We start from the raw sequence: 14735 nt of genomic DNA on the forward strand, positions 1-14735 counted from the left end.
CTAGGGGAAACCACACCCCGCTCCTGCGGTCAGCCCCATGTCGGCCGCACGCCGGGGCTGGCACCCTGGACCCGTGCCAGCACTGACCGATCCGCCGCGCGTCCGCCGACCCTGGTCGACGTCCGGGTGGCTGCTGCTGGTCCTGCTGGTGGTCTTCGCGTTCGGGCTGATCGCCTCGCGGCCGCCGTCGCCGCCGGACCAGGGGCCGCCCACCGGTGACGTGCTGGCCGCGCAGAACGCCATCGAGGCGCTCGTCCACCCCGGTCCGCACCCCGACGCGCTCGCGCGGCTGCCGAAGGACTTCACCGCGCTCAGCGGCGTCACCCCGGGCGCGCTGCCGGCCCGCGACGGCACCGTCCGCGCCGTGCACGTGGACGGCGGCTGCTCGACGCCGTGGGGCGACGACAACACGAAGTGGGACTACGCCGTGCCGTGCAAGGCCCACGACCTCGGCTACGACCTGCTCCGGTACGCCGACCGCAAGGGCCACCCGCTCGGCCCGGAGGTCCGGGAAGCGCTGGACGGCCGGCTGTCCTCCGACATGCACCACGCCTGCGACCTCAACCCGATGAACTCGGCGCTCACCTGCCGGGTCGTCGCCTCGCTCTACTCGGCCGGGCTGGTGGTCAACTCGTGGCACCAGCGCTGGGGCCCGCCGGTCGGCGACCCGATCGGCCCGATGGTCGCCGGGGTGCTGGTGATCGGCTGTCTGCTGGTCTTCCGGCTGCGCGGCTGGCTGCACGCCCGCCGCGTGCCACGGCGCCCGGCGCCCGTCGCCACCCGCGCCGAGGTCAGCCGGTGGGCGCTGCTCGGCGCCGCCGGCGTCGTTCTCCTGCTGCTCGGCGAGTCCGTGACGGCTCTCGCGCACTGGGCCGGGGCGGCCGAGACGGCCCTGTGGCCGCTGACCTGGCTCACCCAGCTCGTGCCGCTGATCTACTTCGCCGGTGGCCACGCCAACGCGGCAGGCTGGCGCGCCGAACAGGCCGGCAGCGGCGGCTACCGCCACTACCTGGCCGAACGCGCGAGCCCGCTGCTGCGGCCGGCGTTGATCTTCGCGGTCGTCGCCCTGCTGACGCCGCTGGCGCTCGAACTGCTCGGCATCCCGGCCGCGACGACGGCGACGGTCATGCGGATCGCCCTGCACCCGCTCTGGCTGCTCGGCGTCTACCTGCTGACGATCGTCTGCGCGCCCCCGCTGCTGGCCCTGCACCGCCGGGCGCCCGTGAGCGCTGTCGCGGGGCTGTTCGCGGTGGTCGTCGGCGGCGAACTGGCCGCCGACGCCGCCGGCTCCCCCCTGCCCCGCTACGCCGCGACGTTCGCCCTCGCGCTCCTGGCGCAGCAACTCGCCTTCGCCCACGCCGACGGCGTCCGCCCGGCGCGACGCCTGCTCGCCGCGGCCGCCGCGACCGGTGCCGCCGGTCTCGCCGTCGTGAGCGTCCTGAAGGGCGCGCCACCCGTCCTGCTCGGCAGTCCGGGTGCCCCGGCGGCGTTGTCCGCGCCGCCGTGGGGCGTGCTCCTGCTCGGCTTGGTCCAGCTGGGCCTGCTCGGGCTGCTGGCCGTGCCGCTGGCCCGGCTCGGCGGGCGGCCCGGCGTCGTCACCGCCTCCCGGTTCGTCCTGCGGGCGCCGATGAGCCTCTACCTGGCGTTCCTCGCCGCGATGTTGCTGCTGGTCGCCGTCGTGTACCTGCCCGGCCGGATCGCCGACGGGCTCAGCTGGCTCATCCGGCCCCGCACGCTGGTCGCGGTGGGACTGCTCGCGGTCCCCGCGACGCTGGTCTTCTGGTGGTTCGAACGGCACACCCACGGCGCCCGGGAGCCGCGCGCGGCCGACCACCCCGGCCGCCGGACGGCGGTCCTCACCCGGGCCGCGGCCGGGCTCGGGATCGGCTACGCCACGCTCGGCGTGTTCGGCTTCGCGCTGACCCGCTTCGGCGGGGCGGCCGCCGACGCCGACCTGCTGGGCCTGCGGCTCGATCCGATCCAGAGCCTGGTGCACCTGCTGCTCGGGGTCTTCCTGCTGCACACGATCCGGATCGGGGCCGGCGCGGCGACCGGTACGTGGCTGGCCACGGCGCTCGCCTGTGCGCCTTCGCTGTTGTTCGCCGCCGACGGCAGCACCCCCGGCTTCCTCGGCGTCACGCTCCACGCCGTGACGGCCGGGTTCGCCCTGCTGGCCGCCGCGGGAACCCTCCTCCCGGCTCGGCCACCGGCGAATGTGACGTCCTGACCAGGCGAAACCGTCGAACATGCGGGAAACTGGGTGGTGGATGACACATTCACAGGGGGATGTGTAACGCTACGGCAACCCGGGGACGGCACCATGCGTCCATCCCTGTGCACCACCCGATCGATGGAGTGAGGAGTCGCCCGCGTGGACCACCCGCCTCGGAACGGGCAAGGCGGCCGCCGCCCCGCCCGGCCCTGGCAGGACGAGCCAGGCCGGGACGACGCCCGGCGCGGCACCCCGCCGCCGCGCCGCCCCGCACCCCGTCGCGAGCCGGTGGACGCCCGCCGCGCGGCCCCGCCGCCGTCCCGCCGTCCGCAGCCGCGCCCGGCCGAGCGCGCCCGCCGCAACTCCTTCCGCGGGGCGAAGATCTCGCTGGCCGTCGTCTCGCTGCTGGTGATGGGCCTGACCGGGTACGCGTGGGCGGCCATGCAGGGCCTGCTCCACGGGCTCAACTACACGAACGTGCTCAGCGACGGCGGCGGTGGCGAGAAGCCCGCCGACGGCGCCCGCGACATCCTCCTGGTCGGCCTCGACAGCCGCACCGACGCCCAGGGCAACCCCCTGCCGCGCGAGGTGCTCGACGAACTGCGGGCCGGCGACGCCGACGGCGAGCTCAACACCGACTCGCTGATCTTCGTGCACATCCCCAACGACGGCAGCAAGGCCGTCGCGATCTCGCTGCCCCGCGACATCTACGTCGACATCCCGGGTGGCTACGGCAAGCACAAGATCAACTCGGCGTACGCGCGGGCGATGCTGGCGGCCCGCAAGGACCTGCAGAAGCACGGCGTCACCGACCCGAAGGACCTCGACGTCCAGGCCAACCAGGCCGGGGCGAAGGAGCTGATCGAGACCGTCGAGAAGCTCACCGGGTCGACGATCGACAACTACGCCGCGGTGAACCTCCTCGGCTTCAGCGAGATCACCAAGGCCATCGGCGGTGTCGACGTCTGCCTGAACAACACCGTCAAGGACACCTACTCCGGCGCGAACTTCACGAAGGGCCAGCACACGATCTCCGGCGTCGAGGCCCTCGAGTTCGTCCGGCAGCGCCACGGCCTGCCCAACGGCGACCTCGACCGCGTCGTGCGCCAGCAGGTGTTCATGGCGGGCATGGCGCGCAAGGTGCTCTCGGCCGGCACGCTGACCAACCCCGGCAAGCTCAACGACCTGATCGAGGCGATCAAGAAGTCGGTCGTGCTCAACCAGAACTGGGACATCTTCGGGTTCGCCCAGCAAATGAAGGGCCTGACCGGTGGCCAGCTCGAGTTCCGCACCATCCCGGTGAAGAACATCGAGTACAAGACCCCCGAGGACGGCGTCGCCATCCAGGTCGACCCCGGCGAGGTGAAGCAGTTCGTGCAGGGGCTCGCCGGGCCGCAGCCGGGCCAGTCCTCCTCGCCGCCCGCCGAGCAGGCCGACCCCGCCAACAAGGCGACCACGGTCGACGTCCGCAACGCCTCGGGCCGCACCGGCCTCGCGGCGAACGTCGCCAAGACCCTCGAGAACAAGGGCTTCACCTCCGGCGACACGGCCAACGCGACCTCCCGCAAGACCACGGTCATCTGGGTGCCGAAGGGCGGCAAGGACAAGGGCCAGGCCGTCGCCGACGCACTCGGCGGCTCGCCGACCGTCCAGGAGGACAAGAGCGTCAAGACCGGGCACGTGATGGTGTTCCTCGGCGCCGATTACCAGGGCTCCCCCGCGAGTTCGGGCGCCGCCGCCGCGGGGGCGACGTCGCAGGCCGCGGCGCCGCCCCCGGCCGCCGACGACGCGGAGAAGCCGATCACCGCCGAGGGCGTTCCCTGTGTCAACTGAGCCGGTCGGCGCGGTGCCGTTAACCCGTTCGGCCTAACTCGCGCAATCGGTATCAAAGACATGCCCGAAATCGCGTAAGGGCCGGGCGTCAGCGCACTTACATACGTGTGAGGGTGCAGCTGCACGGGAATCGTCACGCCCGGTGCGGGTGCCGCGGGAGCGCACGGCAGGGGACATTGATGTGCTGATCGACGCTGAGGAGTACCAGCGGATCCTCGGAGACGAGCTCCGCAAGCTCCGGCGCAGCCGAGGCTGGACGCGCAAGGAGCTGAACCAGCACTTGCAGAGCGAGATCTCGCTGCAGACGCTGGCCACCTACGAACTGGGCACCAGACAGTGCTCCGTCGTGCGCCTGGTCGAACTGTGCGTCGCGATGGACGAACTGCCCCAGGAACTGCTGGCGAAGGTGCACCGCCGGGTGTTCGTCGACGAGCCGGGACGGGTCCGCGTCGACCTGCGCAAGGTCGTCGCCGACGCCTCCGCCGATCTGCTGCCGCTGCGCCGCTGGGCCGAGGACCGCCTGCGGCAGACCGGCGAGCAGGGCGGTGGCGAGGTCGCCCTCGACCTGCCGGCGCTCGAGCGCATGGCCGAGCTGTGCCGGCTGCCGACCGTGGACCTGATCGCCCGGCTCCGCCGCTACACCTCCCGCTGAGCCGGAGGTCCCTCACCGGCTCGGCGGCCGGCGAGGGACCCCCATCAGCCGACCACGAAGTCCTCGCGCCGCACCTTCCGCGTGGCCAGCCAGTACCGCCAGGTGAAGCCGGGCCAGATCGTCCGGTTGACGCCCTTCGCGTCCAGGTACCAGCTCTGGCACCCCCCGCGCGTCCAGATGCCCTTCGCGAGCTTGCGCTGGATCTGCGCGTTGAACCGCTCCTGCACTTCGGGCTTCGGCTCGAGCGCCCGGCCACGGGCCAGCCGCAGCGCTTCGGCGACGTAGGAGATCTGGGCCTCGATCATGAACACGACGGAGTTGTGCCCGAGCCCGGTGTTGGGGCCGAGCAGGAAGAACAGGTTCGGGAACCCGGCGACGGTGATCCCGAGGTGCGTCCGCATCCCCTCGGTCGCCCACTCCTTGCCGAGGTTGCGCCCGTCGCGGCCGACGATCTCCAGGTCGTCGAAGGCGTCGGTGACGTGGAAGCCGGTGCCGTAGACGATCACGTCGGCCTCGTGCTCGACGCCCGCGGCGTCGACGACGCTGTGCTCGCGGACCTGTCGCACGCCTTCGGTCACGACGTCGACGTTGCCGCGCGCCAGCGCCGGGTAGTAGTCGTTGGAGACGAGCACGCGCTTGCAGCCCATCGTGTAGTCCGGGGTCACCTTGCGCCGCAGCTGCGGGTCCGTGATCGCGCGATCGACGTTGCGCTTGGCGATCCGCTGCCCGAGCTTCATCACCCACGACTGGCCGTTGAAGCCGACCGCCCGCGCTTCGAGCAGCCAGTACAGCAGGGTCCGGTAGGCGCGCTGGGCCGGCGGGAACGCCCGGAACAGCGCGCGGGTCCGCCCGGCCATCTCGTGGTCGGCCTTCGGCATGACCCACGGCGGCGTCCGCTGGAACAGCGTCAGCTCCTCGACGTCCGGCGCGATCCGCGGCACGAACTGGACCGCGCTGGCGCCGGTGCCGATGACGGCGACCTTCTTGCCCTTGAGGTCGACGTCGTGCCGCCACCGCGCGGAGTGGTAGGCCGGGCCTTCGAACTTCTCGATCCCGGGCAGCTCCGGGATCATCGGCAGGTGGAGCGCGCCGACCCCGGCGACCAGCGCGGTGCCGACGAACTCGTCGCCGCCCCTCGTGGCGACGTGCCACCGGCTCTCCTCGGCGTCCCAGCGGGCGCCGGTCATCTCCTGGCCGAACCGGACGAACCGGCGCAGGTCGTGCTGGTCGGCGACCTCGCGCAGGTAGCGCCAGATCTCCGGCTGCGGCGAATAGGCCCGCGACCAGCCCGGGTTCTGCGCGAAGGAGAACGAGTACATGTGCGAAGGGATGTCGCAGGCGCAGCCCGGGTAGCTGTTGTCCCGCCAGGTGCCGCCGACGTCGTGGGCCTTTTCGAGGATGACGAAGTCCTCGCGGCCCTCCTTCCGCAGCTGGATCGCCATGCCGAGACCGGAGAACCCGGTCCCGACGATGACGACCCCGGTCTCCGTGCGGTTGCCCATGACGCCTCCGGGTTCCTGTTACTCGTCGTCCATCTTACTGGGAGTAGGTTACCAGCGGTAGAGTCTCGCCCGTGACCACCGCGAAGCGCAAGCGCATGCCACGGGCCGACCGGATGCGGCAGATGATCGAGGTCGCCGAACAGGTCTTTTCGGCACGCGGCTACGCGGCAGCGTCCATGGACGAGATCGCCGAACTGGTGGGCGTCTCGAAGCCGATGCTCTACGAGTACTTCAACTCGAAGGAAGGCCTGCTGCTGGCCTGCATCCGGGAGTCGCGGGCGGTGCTGCGCGAAGTCACCGAGCAGGCGACGGCCGGCGCGGTGGACGCCGAAGACGCGCTGCGGCGCGGCCTGCTGGCCTTCTTCGTCTTCATCCGGGAGCGGCGCCAGGCGTGGTCGCTGCTGCGGCACGAGATGGTGCTGATCGGCACCCCGGCCGCCGACGAGGTCGAGGAGATCCGCCGCCAGCAGACCGACCTGATCGCCGCGCTGATGAGCGGCCACTTCGACAGCGGGGACGAACTCAGGGCCGAAGCGGCCGCGGAATTCGTGGTCGGCGCGTGCGAACGGCTCGCGATCTGGTGCGAGCGGCATGCGGAAGTGAACCCCGAAACGGCCACCGAGTACGCCATGGACGTGCTGTGGACCGGCCTGCGGCAGCGTGCACGGTAAACCGCGCGTGCACTGGGCCATTCAGTCATTACTCAGCGTCGTTACTCAGCGCTGTCGTGTCCTGTGACACAGAGTTGCTCTACGGTATCCATGACACGGTAGAAAGTGTGCTGGACTCTCACGACCGGAGGAGGGGCGCGCCACCCGCGTCATGGGAATGCGGTGGGCGCGTCACGGTTGTGTAAAGCACACTGGTGGAGGAGAGGGGCGTGAGGCAGATGGTGGAAGCGATCACGGCGACGTACGTCCAAGAGGACGCCGACTGGACCATCACGGTCAGCGGCCGGGGCAAGGAGCTGACCGCGCGGGCGCCCGGCATCATCGCGGCCCGCGACCGGGCCGACCAGCTGGTCGAGGAGCTCGCCGTCGACGGCAGGACGACGGTGGTGCACCTGCTCAACGGCAGTGCGCTGGACTTCACCAGCGCCTACATGACAGCCCGGCTGACGCTCCCGAAGCTGCCGCCGCTCGAGGTCCCCCCGCCCGGCAGCGTGCCGAAGCAGCAGACTCCCGCTTCAGCGGAGAAGAAGCCGCAGCTGCCGCCGAGCAAGCAGCTCCCGAAGGCCGTCGAGGACCGCAAGAGCCCCGCGGCACCGGCGCCCGCTGCCGAGAGCAAGGCGCCGGCGAAACAGGCCTGAGCGCTACTTGAGAAGCTTGCGCACCAGCAGGACCAGCACCAGGACCCCCGCACCGATCAGCGGGAACTTCACCTTGGGGTTGTCCAGCTTGGCGCGCACACCGTCCTTGGCCGCGTCCGCGAGCTTCTTCGGGTCGGCCTTGACGGTCAGCTGGTCGAGCGTCGCCGCCAAGGCGGTCCTAGCCTGCTCGATCTCACGCTCGATCGTCTCGGGATCGCGGGCCACGTGTCCTCCTCGCCGCATGGGACTTCCGGGCCCCAACTTAGTCGACCGCCCCGCGACCTCCGCACCGGCCACGCCGCACGCTACGCTTCCGGATGCTGCGGGCCCGTAGCCCAATTGGCAGAGGCACATGGTTTAGGTCCATGCCAGTGAGAGTTCGAGTCTCTCCGGGCCCACGAGCGAGCTGGGTGAGTCCTGCTCGGCGCTTGGCGCCTTTGCCGGGCTCGCCCGCCGCCGCCACTTTCCTCGGCGTACGCGGCACACTCAGCCGAACTCGACCGTGACGTGCGGGGCCAGGGCCCGCAGGAAGTCCGCCGCGTCGAACATCTCCCCGGCCGCCGCGACGCCCTTCACCTTCGTCCGCCCGGTCAGGATCCGGTCCACCGCCTCCACCGCCAGCGGCGCGCTGACCGCGTAGATGTCCTCGCCGCGGGCCACGATCCGGCGTTCTTCGTCCCCGGCCCGCACCACGACGTCGACCACGAACGTCTCGGCCGCGTCGCGCTCGCCGGCCGCCGCCAGGCCCTTCGCCGCGTCGACCGTCATGTAGCTGGTGACGTCGGAGACCGCCAGGTGCCGCGGGATCGTGACGATGTCGGCCATCGAGAACTCGCCGAAGACGGGCCGGGTGCCGAGCGGCTCGGGGAACGCCCACTCCCGCGTCGGCAGCGGGTCGTCGCGGTACTCCAGCCGGCCGCCCGCGTACCGGATGCGCTTGCTGCCCCGGCGTTCCCGGGACACCTGGCCGGCGGCGAGGGTCCCCGGCGTCGGCCGCCAGCCACTGAGCCCGTAGGCGACGTGCACCTCGTCGGCCGTCGTCCAGTCGCCCATGGCCGCCGTGGCCAGCAGATCGCCCAGGCCCCCGAAGAACGCCATCGCGGGCACCACCGCGGTGTCGGCGGACAACTCGAAGGTGTCGAGGTTCGCCTCGATCTCCGCGGCGACGTCCACGTACGGGATGCCGGCGCGGATGGCCGCCTCGGCCACCGGCAGTGCCGTCACGGCGAACGGGCCGGCGGTGTTGATCACGGCCGCCACGCCCTCCATCGCGCGGTCGAGGGACGCCGGGTCGTCGACCGACGCCGGCCGCCCGCCCGGCAGCTTCGCCGCGTCCCGGCCGGAAAGGACCGGGTCGAACCCGCGCCTCCGCAGTTCGGCGACCACGAAGCGGCCGGTGTGTCCGTAAGCGCCGTAAACCAGTACCGAAGTCATGGGGTAATCCTGGCGGCGGCCGCGCGCCGCCACCAGTGTCCGGAACGACGTCATGCGTACACTTTCGGACATGCACGCTGTCGCGCTCGCCGCCACCGACGGGATGCTCTCGTTCGAGCTGACCATCGCGACCGAGGTGTTCGGCGAGAACCCGCAGTACGACTTCGCCGTCTGCGGCGACCGGCCGGTGCGGGTCGGCCGGTTCCTGCTGGAGCCGGACCACGGGCTCGACCGGCTCGCGCGGGCCGGCACCGTGCTCGTGCCGGGGTGGGCCGACATCGACGCGGCCCCGCCCGCCGCCCTGGTCGACGCCGTGCGCGCGGCCCACTCGCGCGGCGCACGGGTGGCGTCGCTCTGCACGGGCGCGTTCGTGCTGGCCGCCGCCGGCCTGCTGGACGGCCTGCGCGCGACCACGCACTGGGCCCACACCGACGTCCTCGCCGCCCGCTACCCCCGGGTGACGGTGGACCCGGACGTGCTCTACGTCGACAACGGCAGCGTGCTGACCTCCGCCGGCAAGGCCGCCGCGATGGACCTCTGCCTGCACCTGGTCCGCGCCGACCACGGCCCGGCGGCCGCCAACACGATCGCGCGCCGCCTGGTCGTGCCGCCGCACCGGGCCGGTGGCCAGGCCCAGTTCGTCACCACGCCGGTGCCCACGCGGGACGACCACCCGCTGGCTGCGCTGCTCCCGTGGATCACGGCCCGCCTCGACCGGCCGCTGACGGTGGCGGACCTGGCCCGCCGGGCGAACCTGAGCTCCCGCCACCTGGGCCGCCACTTCCGCTCGGCGACGGGCACGACGCCGTTGCAATGGCTGCTGAACCAGCGCATCCGCCGCGCCCAGGAACTGCTGGAGACCACGGACGCGGGCATCGACGCCATCGCGGAGGCGGTCGGCATGGGCACGGCGACGACGTTGCGGCGGCACTTCAACCGCACGGTCGGCGTGCCGCCGGACACCTACCGCCGGACGTTCCGCAGCCGGTAGCGGCGGGGACACAGTGGACGGTCGTCGCGAACGCCGGACACCGCCCGCTCGCCCGCAGCTGCCCCCCGGCGTCCGATCCGTTCAAGACCGCGGCCGCGCCGGGTGCGACGCTGGCCGCATGCCAGTCAACCTCCCCGCGGCGGCGTCCTTCATGGCGACGCACGCCCGCCTCCTCGACCGACGCCGCTTCGCACTGCTCCGCGGCGAAACGGACACCGCCGCGGTCGTGGCCGCCCTCGACGGCTACCGCAACCCCGACGGCGGCTACGGCTGGGGCCTCGAGCCGGACCTGAGGGCGCCGGAAAGCCAGCCCGGTGGCGCGCTCCACGCCTTCGAAGTGTTCGAGGAGATCGCCCCGGTCCCGGGGGCGCACGCGACTCGCCTGTGCGACTGGCTGACATCGGTCTCCACCCCGGACGGTGGCCTGCCGTTCGCGCTGCCCGTGGCCGATCCGGCGGGCTGCGCACCCTTCTGGGTCCAGGCCGATCCGGCGGAGGCCACGCTGCAGAGCACCGCGTTCACCGCGGGCGCGGCCCTGCGCGTCGCCCGCCACGACCGCGCGGTGCGCGAACACCCCTGGGTGGCCGCGGCGACGCAGTACTGCTTCCGCGCCATCCGCGCGCTTTCCGCGCCGCCGCACGCGATCGCCCTGTCCTTCGCGGTGCAGTTCGCCGACGCCGCGCACGAGTTCCACGGGGAAGCGGCCGCGCTGCTGGACCACCTCGCCGCGTTCGTCCCGGCCGACGGCCTGGCGCCGGTGGACGGCGGCGCGGACGGCGAAACCCTCCGCGCCCTGGACTTCGCGCCACTGCCGGACCGCCCGGCGCGCGCGTTGTTCGCCGCCGGCGTGATCGACGCCGAACTGCGGCGGCTCGCGAGCGGGCAGCAGGACGACGGCGGCTGGCGGGTGGATTTCGCGAGCTACTCGCCCGCCGCGGCCCTCGAGTGGCGCGGGTACGCGACCGTCCGCGCGGTGTCGATCTTGCAGCGGCACGGCCTCGCTTGAGCTTCTACACCGGCACCACCGAGGTTCACCCGAACGTGGCGTGTCGGGAGTGGACGGCCGCACGCACCTTCCGGGCGGTCCGGCCGAACGCGTACTGTGACCGGGGAACCGGTGGCCGGAGGTGCAGCATGTCGTCGCGCAATCCGCTGCACTGGCTCGCCCGCTGGGCGGACTGGTTCGAGGAACGCGGCGTGTACGTGCCCGGCGAAGAAAGCCGCGCGGTCGACCCCGTCCGGGATTTCGGCTGGCTGATGATCGCTTGGGTGGCCGGCGTCGCGATCTTCATCCTGTTGTTCGCCCTCGCGGTTTAAGTGGCATGTGGCCAGAGATTGTCACCACCCGTGCCGTTCCGGTCACGGATTGGCCACGGGGCGGCACCAGGTCCGCGACAACCCCCGGTTGCGCCTCGTAACCACGCGCGATCACGGCCAGAGTGGAGTGGGTTCGCCCGGCAATCCCCCGTTGCCGCACGGCACCCGACCCGCCGACTGGAGTACCCGCAATGGCGCTCGCGCGCACCTGCAAGATCATGTTCACCTCAGGACTGCTGGGCCTGGCGGTGGCGTGCGGGGCCCCTGCGGCACACGAGGGCACTGCGGCGCTCGGCGTGGCCGGCTCCCCCGCCGGTGCCGGGGCCTCGGCTTCACCGGCGGGCAACGACCTGAAGTTCGGCGTCGACCACCGGTTCGCCAGTGGCCTCACCATCTCGGTCGGCTCCCCGCAGTCGTTCCAGCCCAGCCCGTCGGCGTACCCGCAGAGCCCGCGCGGCGCGGCCTTCGACGTCCAGCTGACCAACGACGGCTCGACGACGTACAAGCTTTCGGGCCTCGCCGTCAGCGCCACCGTGGAAGGCGCCCCGGTCAAGCAGGTCATGGACACCACCCAGGGCTTCACCGGCATCACCGACGCGGGCAAGGACGTGCTCCCGGGCCGCTCGGTGCACCTCACGCTGGCGTTCGCGGTTCCGCGCGAGCAGACGCAACTGCGGCTGCAGATCCGGCCCAGCGCGACTGAAGCCGTCGCGGTCACCTACTGCGGCCCCGCCTGAGCCCCGGCCATTACGCTCAGGGGCATGAGCGAGCGCCTTTCCCCCGGTGACGCAGCCCCGGACTTCACCCTGCCCGACAGCGAGGGCAAGGAGGTGTCGCTGCGCGACTTCCGCGGCCGGTCCGTCGTCGTGTACTTCTACCCGGCGGCGAGCACCCCGGGCTGCACCAAGCAGGCCTGCGACTTCCGCGACAACCTCGCCGAGCTGAACGACGCCGGCTACCAGGTCGTCGGCATCTCGCCGGACACGCAGGCGAAGCTCGCGAAGTTCGTCGAGCACGAAGGCCTCACGTTCCCCGTGCTCGGCGACCCGGACAAGACCGTCATCGAAGCGTGGGGTGCGTACGGCGAGAAGAAGAACTACGGCAAGACCTACCTCGGCGTGATCCGCTCGACGTTCGTCGTCGACCCGGACGGCAAGATCGCCAACGCCTGGTACAACGTCCGGGCGACCGGCCACGTGGCGAAGCTGATCCGGGACCTCGGCGTGGCGTCCTGACGGGACCGGCGAAGCGGCTTTCCCGGCACCCGGCCGGGAAAAGCTCGCGCCGGCGGCCGGGCTAAGCCAGGTCCCGCAACGCCGGCAGGAGCGCCCGCAAAGCCAGCCCCCGGTGCGAAACGGCGTCCTTCTCCGCCGGCGCCATCTCCGCCGACGTCCGGGTCTTGCCGTCGGGCCGGAAGATCGGGTCGTACCCGAACCCGTTCGTCCCGCGCCGCTCACGCACGAGCGTCCCGCGCCATTCCCCCCGGACCACCGTCTCCTCGCCGGCGGGCAGCACCAACGCCGCCGCGCACACGAACTGCGCCCCACGGCGCTCGTCCGGGACGTCCCGCAACTGCCCCAGCACCAGGTCGAGGTTCGCTTCGTCGTCACCATGACGCCCCGACCACCTGGCCGACAGCACACCGGGCATGCCGTTCAGCGCGTCGACCGCGAGGCCCGAGTCGTCCGCGATCGACGGCAATCCTGTCGCCGCCACCGCGTCGCGGGCCTTCGCCACCGCGTTGCCCTCGAAGTCGGGCGCGGTCTCGGGCGCCTCGGGAAAGTCCGGCACGTCGGCGAGGCCGACGACCTCGAGGCCCGAAAGCCCTTCCGCCGCAACGATCCGCCGGAGCTCGCCCAGCTTCTTCGCGTTGCGGGTGGCCAGAAGCAGCTTCGTCACTTCGAGCCCTTCTTCTTGTCCGGACGCGGCTCCGGCAGCTCGCCGGGGTACGGCAGCGCCAGCGCCTCGTTCTGCAGCCGGGTCAGTTCCTCGCAGCCCGCCAGCGCCATGTCGAGCATGGTGTCCAAAGTGGACCGAGCGAAGGTCGCGCCCTCGCCGGTGCCCTGGACCTCGATCAGCGTGCCCGCGTCGGTGGCGACCACGTTCATGTCGACCTCGGCGCGCGAGTCCTCTTCGTACGGCAGGTCGAGCCGGACCCGGCCGTCGACGACGCCGACGCTCACCGCGGCCACCGACGACGACAGGGGCTGCGGGTCGTTGAGCCGGTTCGCCGCGGCCAGCCACGTGATCGCGTCCACCAGCGCCACGTACCCGCCGGTCACCGCCGCCGTGCGGGTGCCGCCGTCGGCCTGGATGACGTCGCAGTCGATGACGATCGTGTTCTCGCCCAGCGCGGCCAGGTCGATGCAGGCCCGCAGTGAACGGCCGATCAGCCGCGAGATCTCGTGCGTGCGGCCGCCGATCCGGCCCTTGACCGATTCGCGGTCACCGCGGGTGTTGGTCGCGGACGGCAGCATCGCGTACTCGGCCGTCACCCAGCCGAGGCCGGAGCCCGCCCGCCAGCGCGGCACCCCTTCGGTGACGCTCGCCGCGCACAGCACCCGCGTGTTGCCGAATTCGATCAGCACCGACCCCGCCGGCCACTGCTGGAACCCCCGGGTGATCTTGATGTCGCGGAGCTGGTCGTCGTTCCTGCCATCTTTACGAGCCACAGGTGCACTCTATGACCGCCGGTCAGACGTCGTAGACGGCACCCTGCTTGACCACCTCGGCGCCGGGGAACCCCACCGAGGCCTCGGCCAGTACCGCGCCGGGATCGGTCCACGGCGCGATGTGCGTGAGCAGCAGCCGCCCGACACCGGCGTCGCGGGCCAGGTCGCCGGCCTGCTTGCCGGACAGGTGCACCCCGACCGGCCGCTCCGCCGAGTCCGTCCAGGACGCTTCGGCGAGCAGCAGGTCGACGCCGTCGGCGAGCTCGTTGAGCGCCGCGCACGGCCCGGTGTCGCCGGTGAACGCCAGGATCCGGCCGCCGTAGGAGATCCGCAGGCCGTACGCCGGGGTGGGGTGGTCGACCGCGACCGCGACGACCTCGAACGGTCCGATGCGGAACGGCTCGGGCCGCAGCGGCCGGAAGGCGTAGACGTCGGAAAGATCCGTGGTGGCGCGCTCGGTCTCGTTGGGCGCGTACGCGTTCGCCAACCGCGTCGGGGCGTCCGGCGGGGCGTACAGCGGCAGCAGCCGCGGGCGCGCCGGGTACGGCGGCGCCGGGTGGTAGCGCCGCAGGACGGTGAGTGCGCTGACGTCGGCGCAGTGGTCGGGGTGCAGGTGCGTGAGCACGAGCGCGTCCAGGTCGAACGGATCGGCCACGGCCTGCAGCTGCGCGAGCGTGCCGTTGCCGAGTTCGAGGCCGAGCAGGAAGCCCTCGGCCTCGACCAGGTAACCGGACGCGGCGGCGTTCGGCCCGGGGATGCTGCCGGAGCACCCGAGGATGGTCAGTCGCACGACGACACCCTAAGTCGTTGCCG

The 14735-nt window shown here is 72.2% G+C and carries 16 protein-coding genes and 1 tRNA gene; 11 read left to right on the forward strand and 6 right to left on the reverse strand.

Annotation, left to right across the window (positions count from 1 at the left end; all coding sequences use genetic code 11):
• Positions 1–73: 73 nt before the first annotated feature.
• The 3 genes from AB0F15_RS02770 (at position 74) to AB0F15_RS02780 (ending at position 4697) form a co-directional block, all read left to right on the forward strand.
• A complete protein-coding gene (locus AB0F15_RS02770) occupies positions 74–2227 on the forward strand; it encodes a phospholipase (RefSeq protein WP_360264113.1) in 2154 nt (717 codons plus the stop codon).
• 144 nt (positions 2228–2371) lie between these two features.
• Positions 2372–4045 (forward strand): LCP family protein, encoded by a 1674-nt coding sequence (locus AB0F15_RS02775; protein WP_360264115.1) that lies wholly within the window; start codon positions 2372–2374, stop codon positions 4043–4045.
• Positions 4046–4226: 181 nt separating this feature from the next.
• Positions 4227–4697: a helix-turn-helix domain-containing protein gene (locus AB0F15_RS02780; RefSeq protein WP_360264118.1), complete on the forward strand. Its 471-nt coding sequence runs from the start codon at positions 4227–4229 to the stop codon at positions 4695–4697.
• Between the two features lie 44 nt (positions 4698–4741).
• On the opposite strand, the gene AB0F15_RS02785 is transcribed toward AB0F15_RS02780, so the two are convergent.
• A complete protein-coding gene (locus tag AB0F15_RS02785) occupies positions 4742–6199 on the reverse strand; it encodes an NAD(P)/FAD-dependent oxidoreductase (RefSeq protein ID WP_360264121.1) in 1458 nt (485 codons plus the stop codon).
• A 71-nt stretch (positions 6200–6270) separates the two neighbouring features.
• Between AB0F15_RS02785 and AB0F15_RS02790 the strand changes: the two genes are divergently transcribed.
• Positions 6271–6870 carry a helix-turn-helix domain-containing protein gene (locus tag AB0F15_RS02790; RefSeq protein WP_360264124.1) on the forward strand — a complete coding sequence of 200 codons (600 nt, stop codon included), beginning with the start codon at positions 6271–6273 and terminating at the stop codon, positions 6868–6870.
• A gap of 218 nt (positions 6871–7088) precedes the next feature.
• Positions 7089–7508 (forward strand): hypothetical protein, encoded by a 420-nt coding sequence (locus AB0F15_RS02795; protein ID WP_360264752.1) that lies wholly within the window; start codon positions 7089–7091, stop codon positions 7506–7508.
• Between the two features lie 3 nt (positions 7509–7511).
• On the opposite strand, the gene AB0F15_RS02800 is transcribed toward AB0F15_RS02795, so the two are convergent.
• A complete protein-coding gene (locus tag AB0F15_RS02800; protein ID WP_004559246.1) occupies positions 7512–7733 on the reverse strand; it encodes a DUF3618 domain-containing protein in 222 nt (73 codons plus the stop codon).
• A gap of 99 nt (positions 7734–7832) precedes the next feature.
• On the opposite strand from AB0F15_RS02800, the gene AB0F15_RS02805 reads away from it, so the two are divergent.
• A tRNA-Leu gene (locus AB0F15_RS02805) sits at positions 7833–7906 on the forward strand.
• Between the two features lie 88 nt (positions 7907–7994).
• Here the strand turns inward: AB0F15_RS02805 and AB0F15_RS02810 are convergent.
• Complete coding sequence (locus tag AB0F15_RS02810) at positions 7995–8942, reverse strand: saccharopine dehydrogenase NADP-binding domain-containing protein (RefSeq protein WP_360264126.1); 948 nt, start codon at positions 8940–8942, stop codon at positions 7995–7997.
• 70 nt (positions 8943–9012) lie between these two features.
• Between AB0F15_RS02810 and AB0F15_RS02815 the strand changes: the two genes are divergently transcribed.
• From AB0F15_RS02815 to bcp, 5 genes are all read left to right on the forward strand, one after another.
• A complete protein-coding gene (locus AB0F15_RS02815; RefSeq protein ID WP_360264129.1) occupies positions 9013–9933 on the forward strand; it encodes a helix-turn-helix domain-containing protein in 921 nt (306 codons plus the stop codon).
• A 118-nt stretch (positions 9934–10051) separates the two neighbouring features.
• Positions 10052–10939, forward strand: coding sequence for a hypothetical protein (locus tag AB0F15_RS02820; protein ID WP_360264132.1), 888 nt, complete (start codon positions 10052–10054; stop codon positions 10937–10939).
• 128 nt (positions 10940–11067) lie between these two features.
• Positions 11068–11250, forward strand: coding sequence for a hypothetical protein (locus tag AB0F15_RS02825; RefSeq protein ID WP_360264135.1), 183 nt, complete (start codon positions 11068–11070; stop codon positions 11248–11250).
• A gap of 191 nt (positions 11251–11441) precedes the next feature.
• Complete coding sequence (locus AB0F15_RS02830) at positions 11442–11987, forward strand: hypothetical protein (RefSeq protein WP_360264138.1); 546 nt, start codon at positions 11442–11444, stop codon at positions 11985–11987.
• A 24-nt stretch (positions 11988–12011) separates the two neighbouring features.
• Positions 12012–12485: a thioredoxin-dependent thiol peroxidase gene (bcp, locus tag AB0F15_RS02835; protein ID WP_360264141.1), complete on the forward strand. Its 474-nt coding sequence runs from the start codon at positions 12012–12014 to the stop codon at positions 12483–12485.
• A gap of 61 nt (positions 12486–12546) precedes the next feature.
• Here bcp and rdgB read toward each other — a convergent pair whose 3' ends face one another.
• From rdgB to AB0F15_RS02850, 3 genes are read right to left on the reverse strand one after another with little or no spacing between them, the layout of a single operon-like run.
• Positions 12547–13149: an RdgB/HAM1 family non-canonical purine NTP pyrophosphatase gene (gene rdgB / locus AB0F15_RS02840; protein WP_360264144.1), complete on the reverse strand. Its 603-nt coding sequence runs from the start codon at positions 13147–13149 to the stop codon at positions 12547–12549.
• On the reverse strand, positions 13146–13922 hold the full coding sequence (rph, locus tag AB0F15_RS02845; RefSeq protein WP_360264147.1) for a ribonuclease PH: 777 nt from the start codon (positions 13920–13922) through the stop codon (positions 13146–13148). Before rph ends, rdgB begins: the two co-directional genes overlap by 4 nt.
• Before the next feature lie 22 nt (positions 13923–13944).
• The gene (locus AB0F15_RS02850) at positions 13945–14712 is read right to left on the reverse strand and encodes an MBL fold metallo-hydrolase (RefSeq protein WP_360264150.1); all 768 of its coding nucleotides are present in this window, start codon (positions 14710–14712) and stop codon (positions 13945–13947) included.
• Positions 14713–14735 lie beyond the last annotated feature (23 nt).

Source organism: Amycolatopsis sp. NPDC026612 (assembly GCF_040638285.1).
Classification (GTDB): Bacteria; Actinomycetota; Actinomycetes; order Mycobacteriales; family Pseudonocardiaceae; genus Amycolatopsis.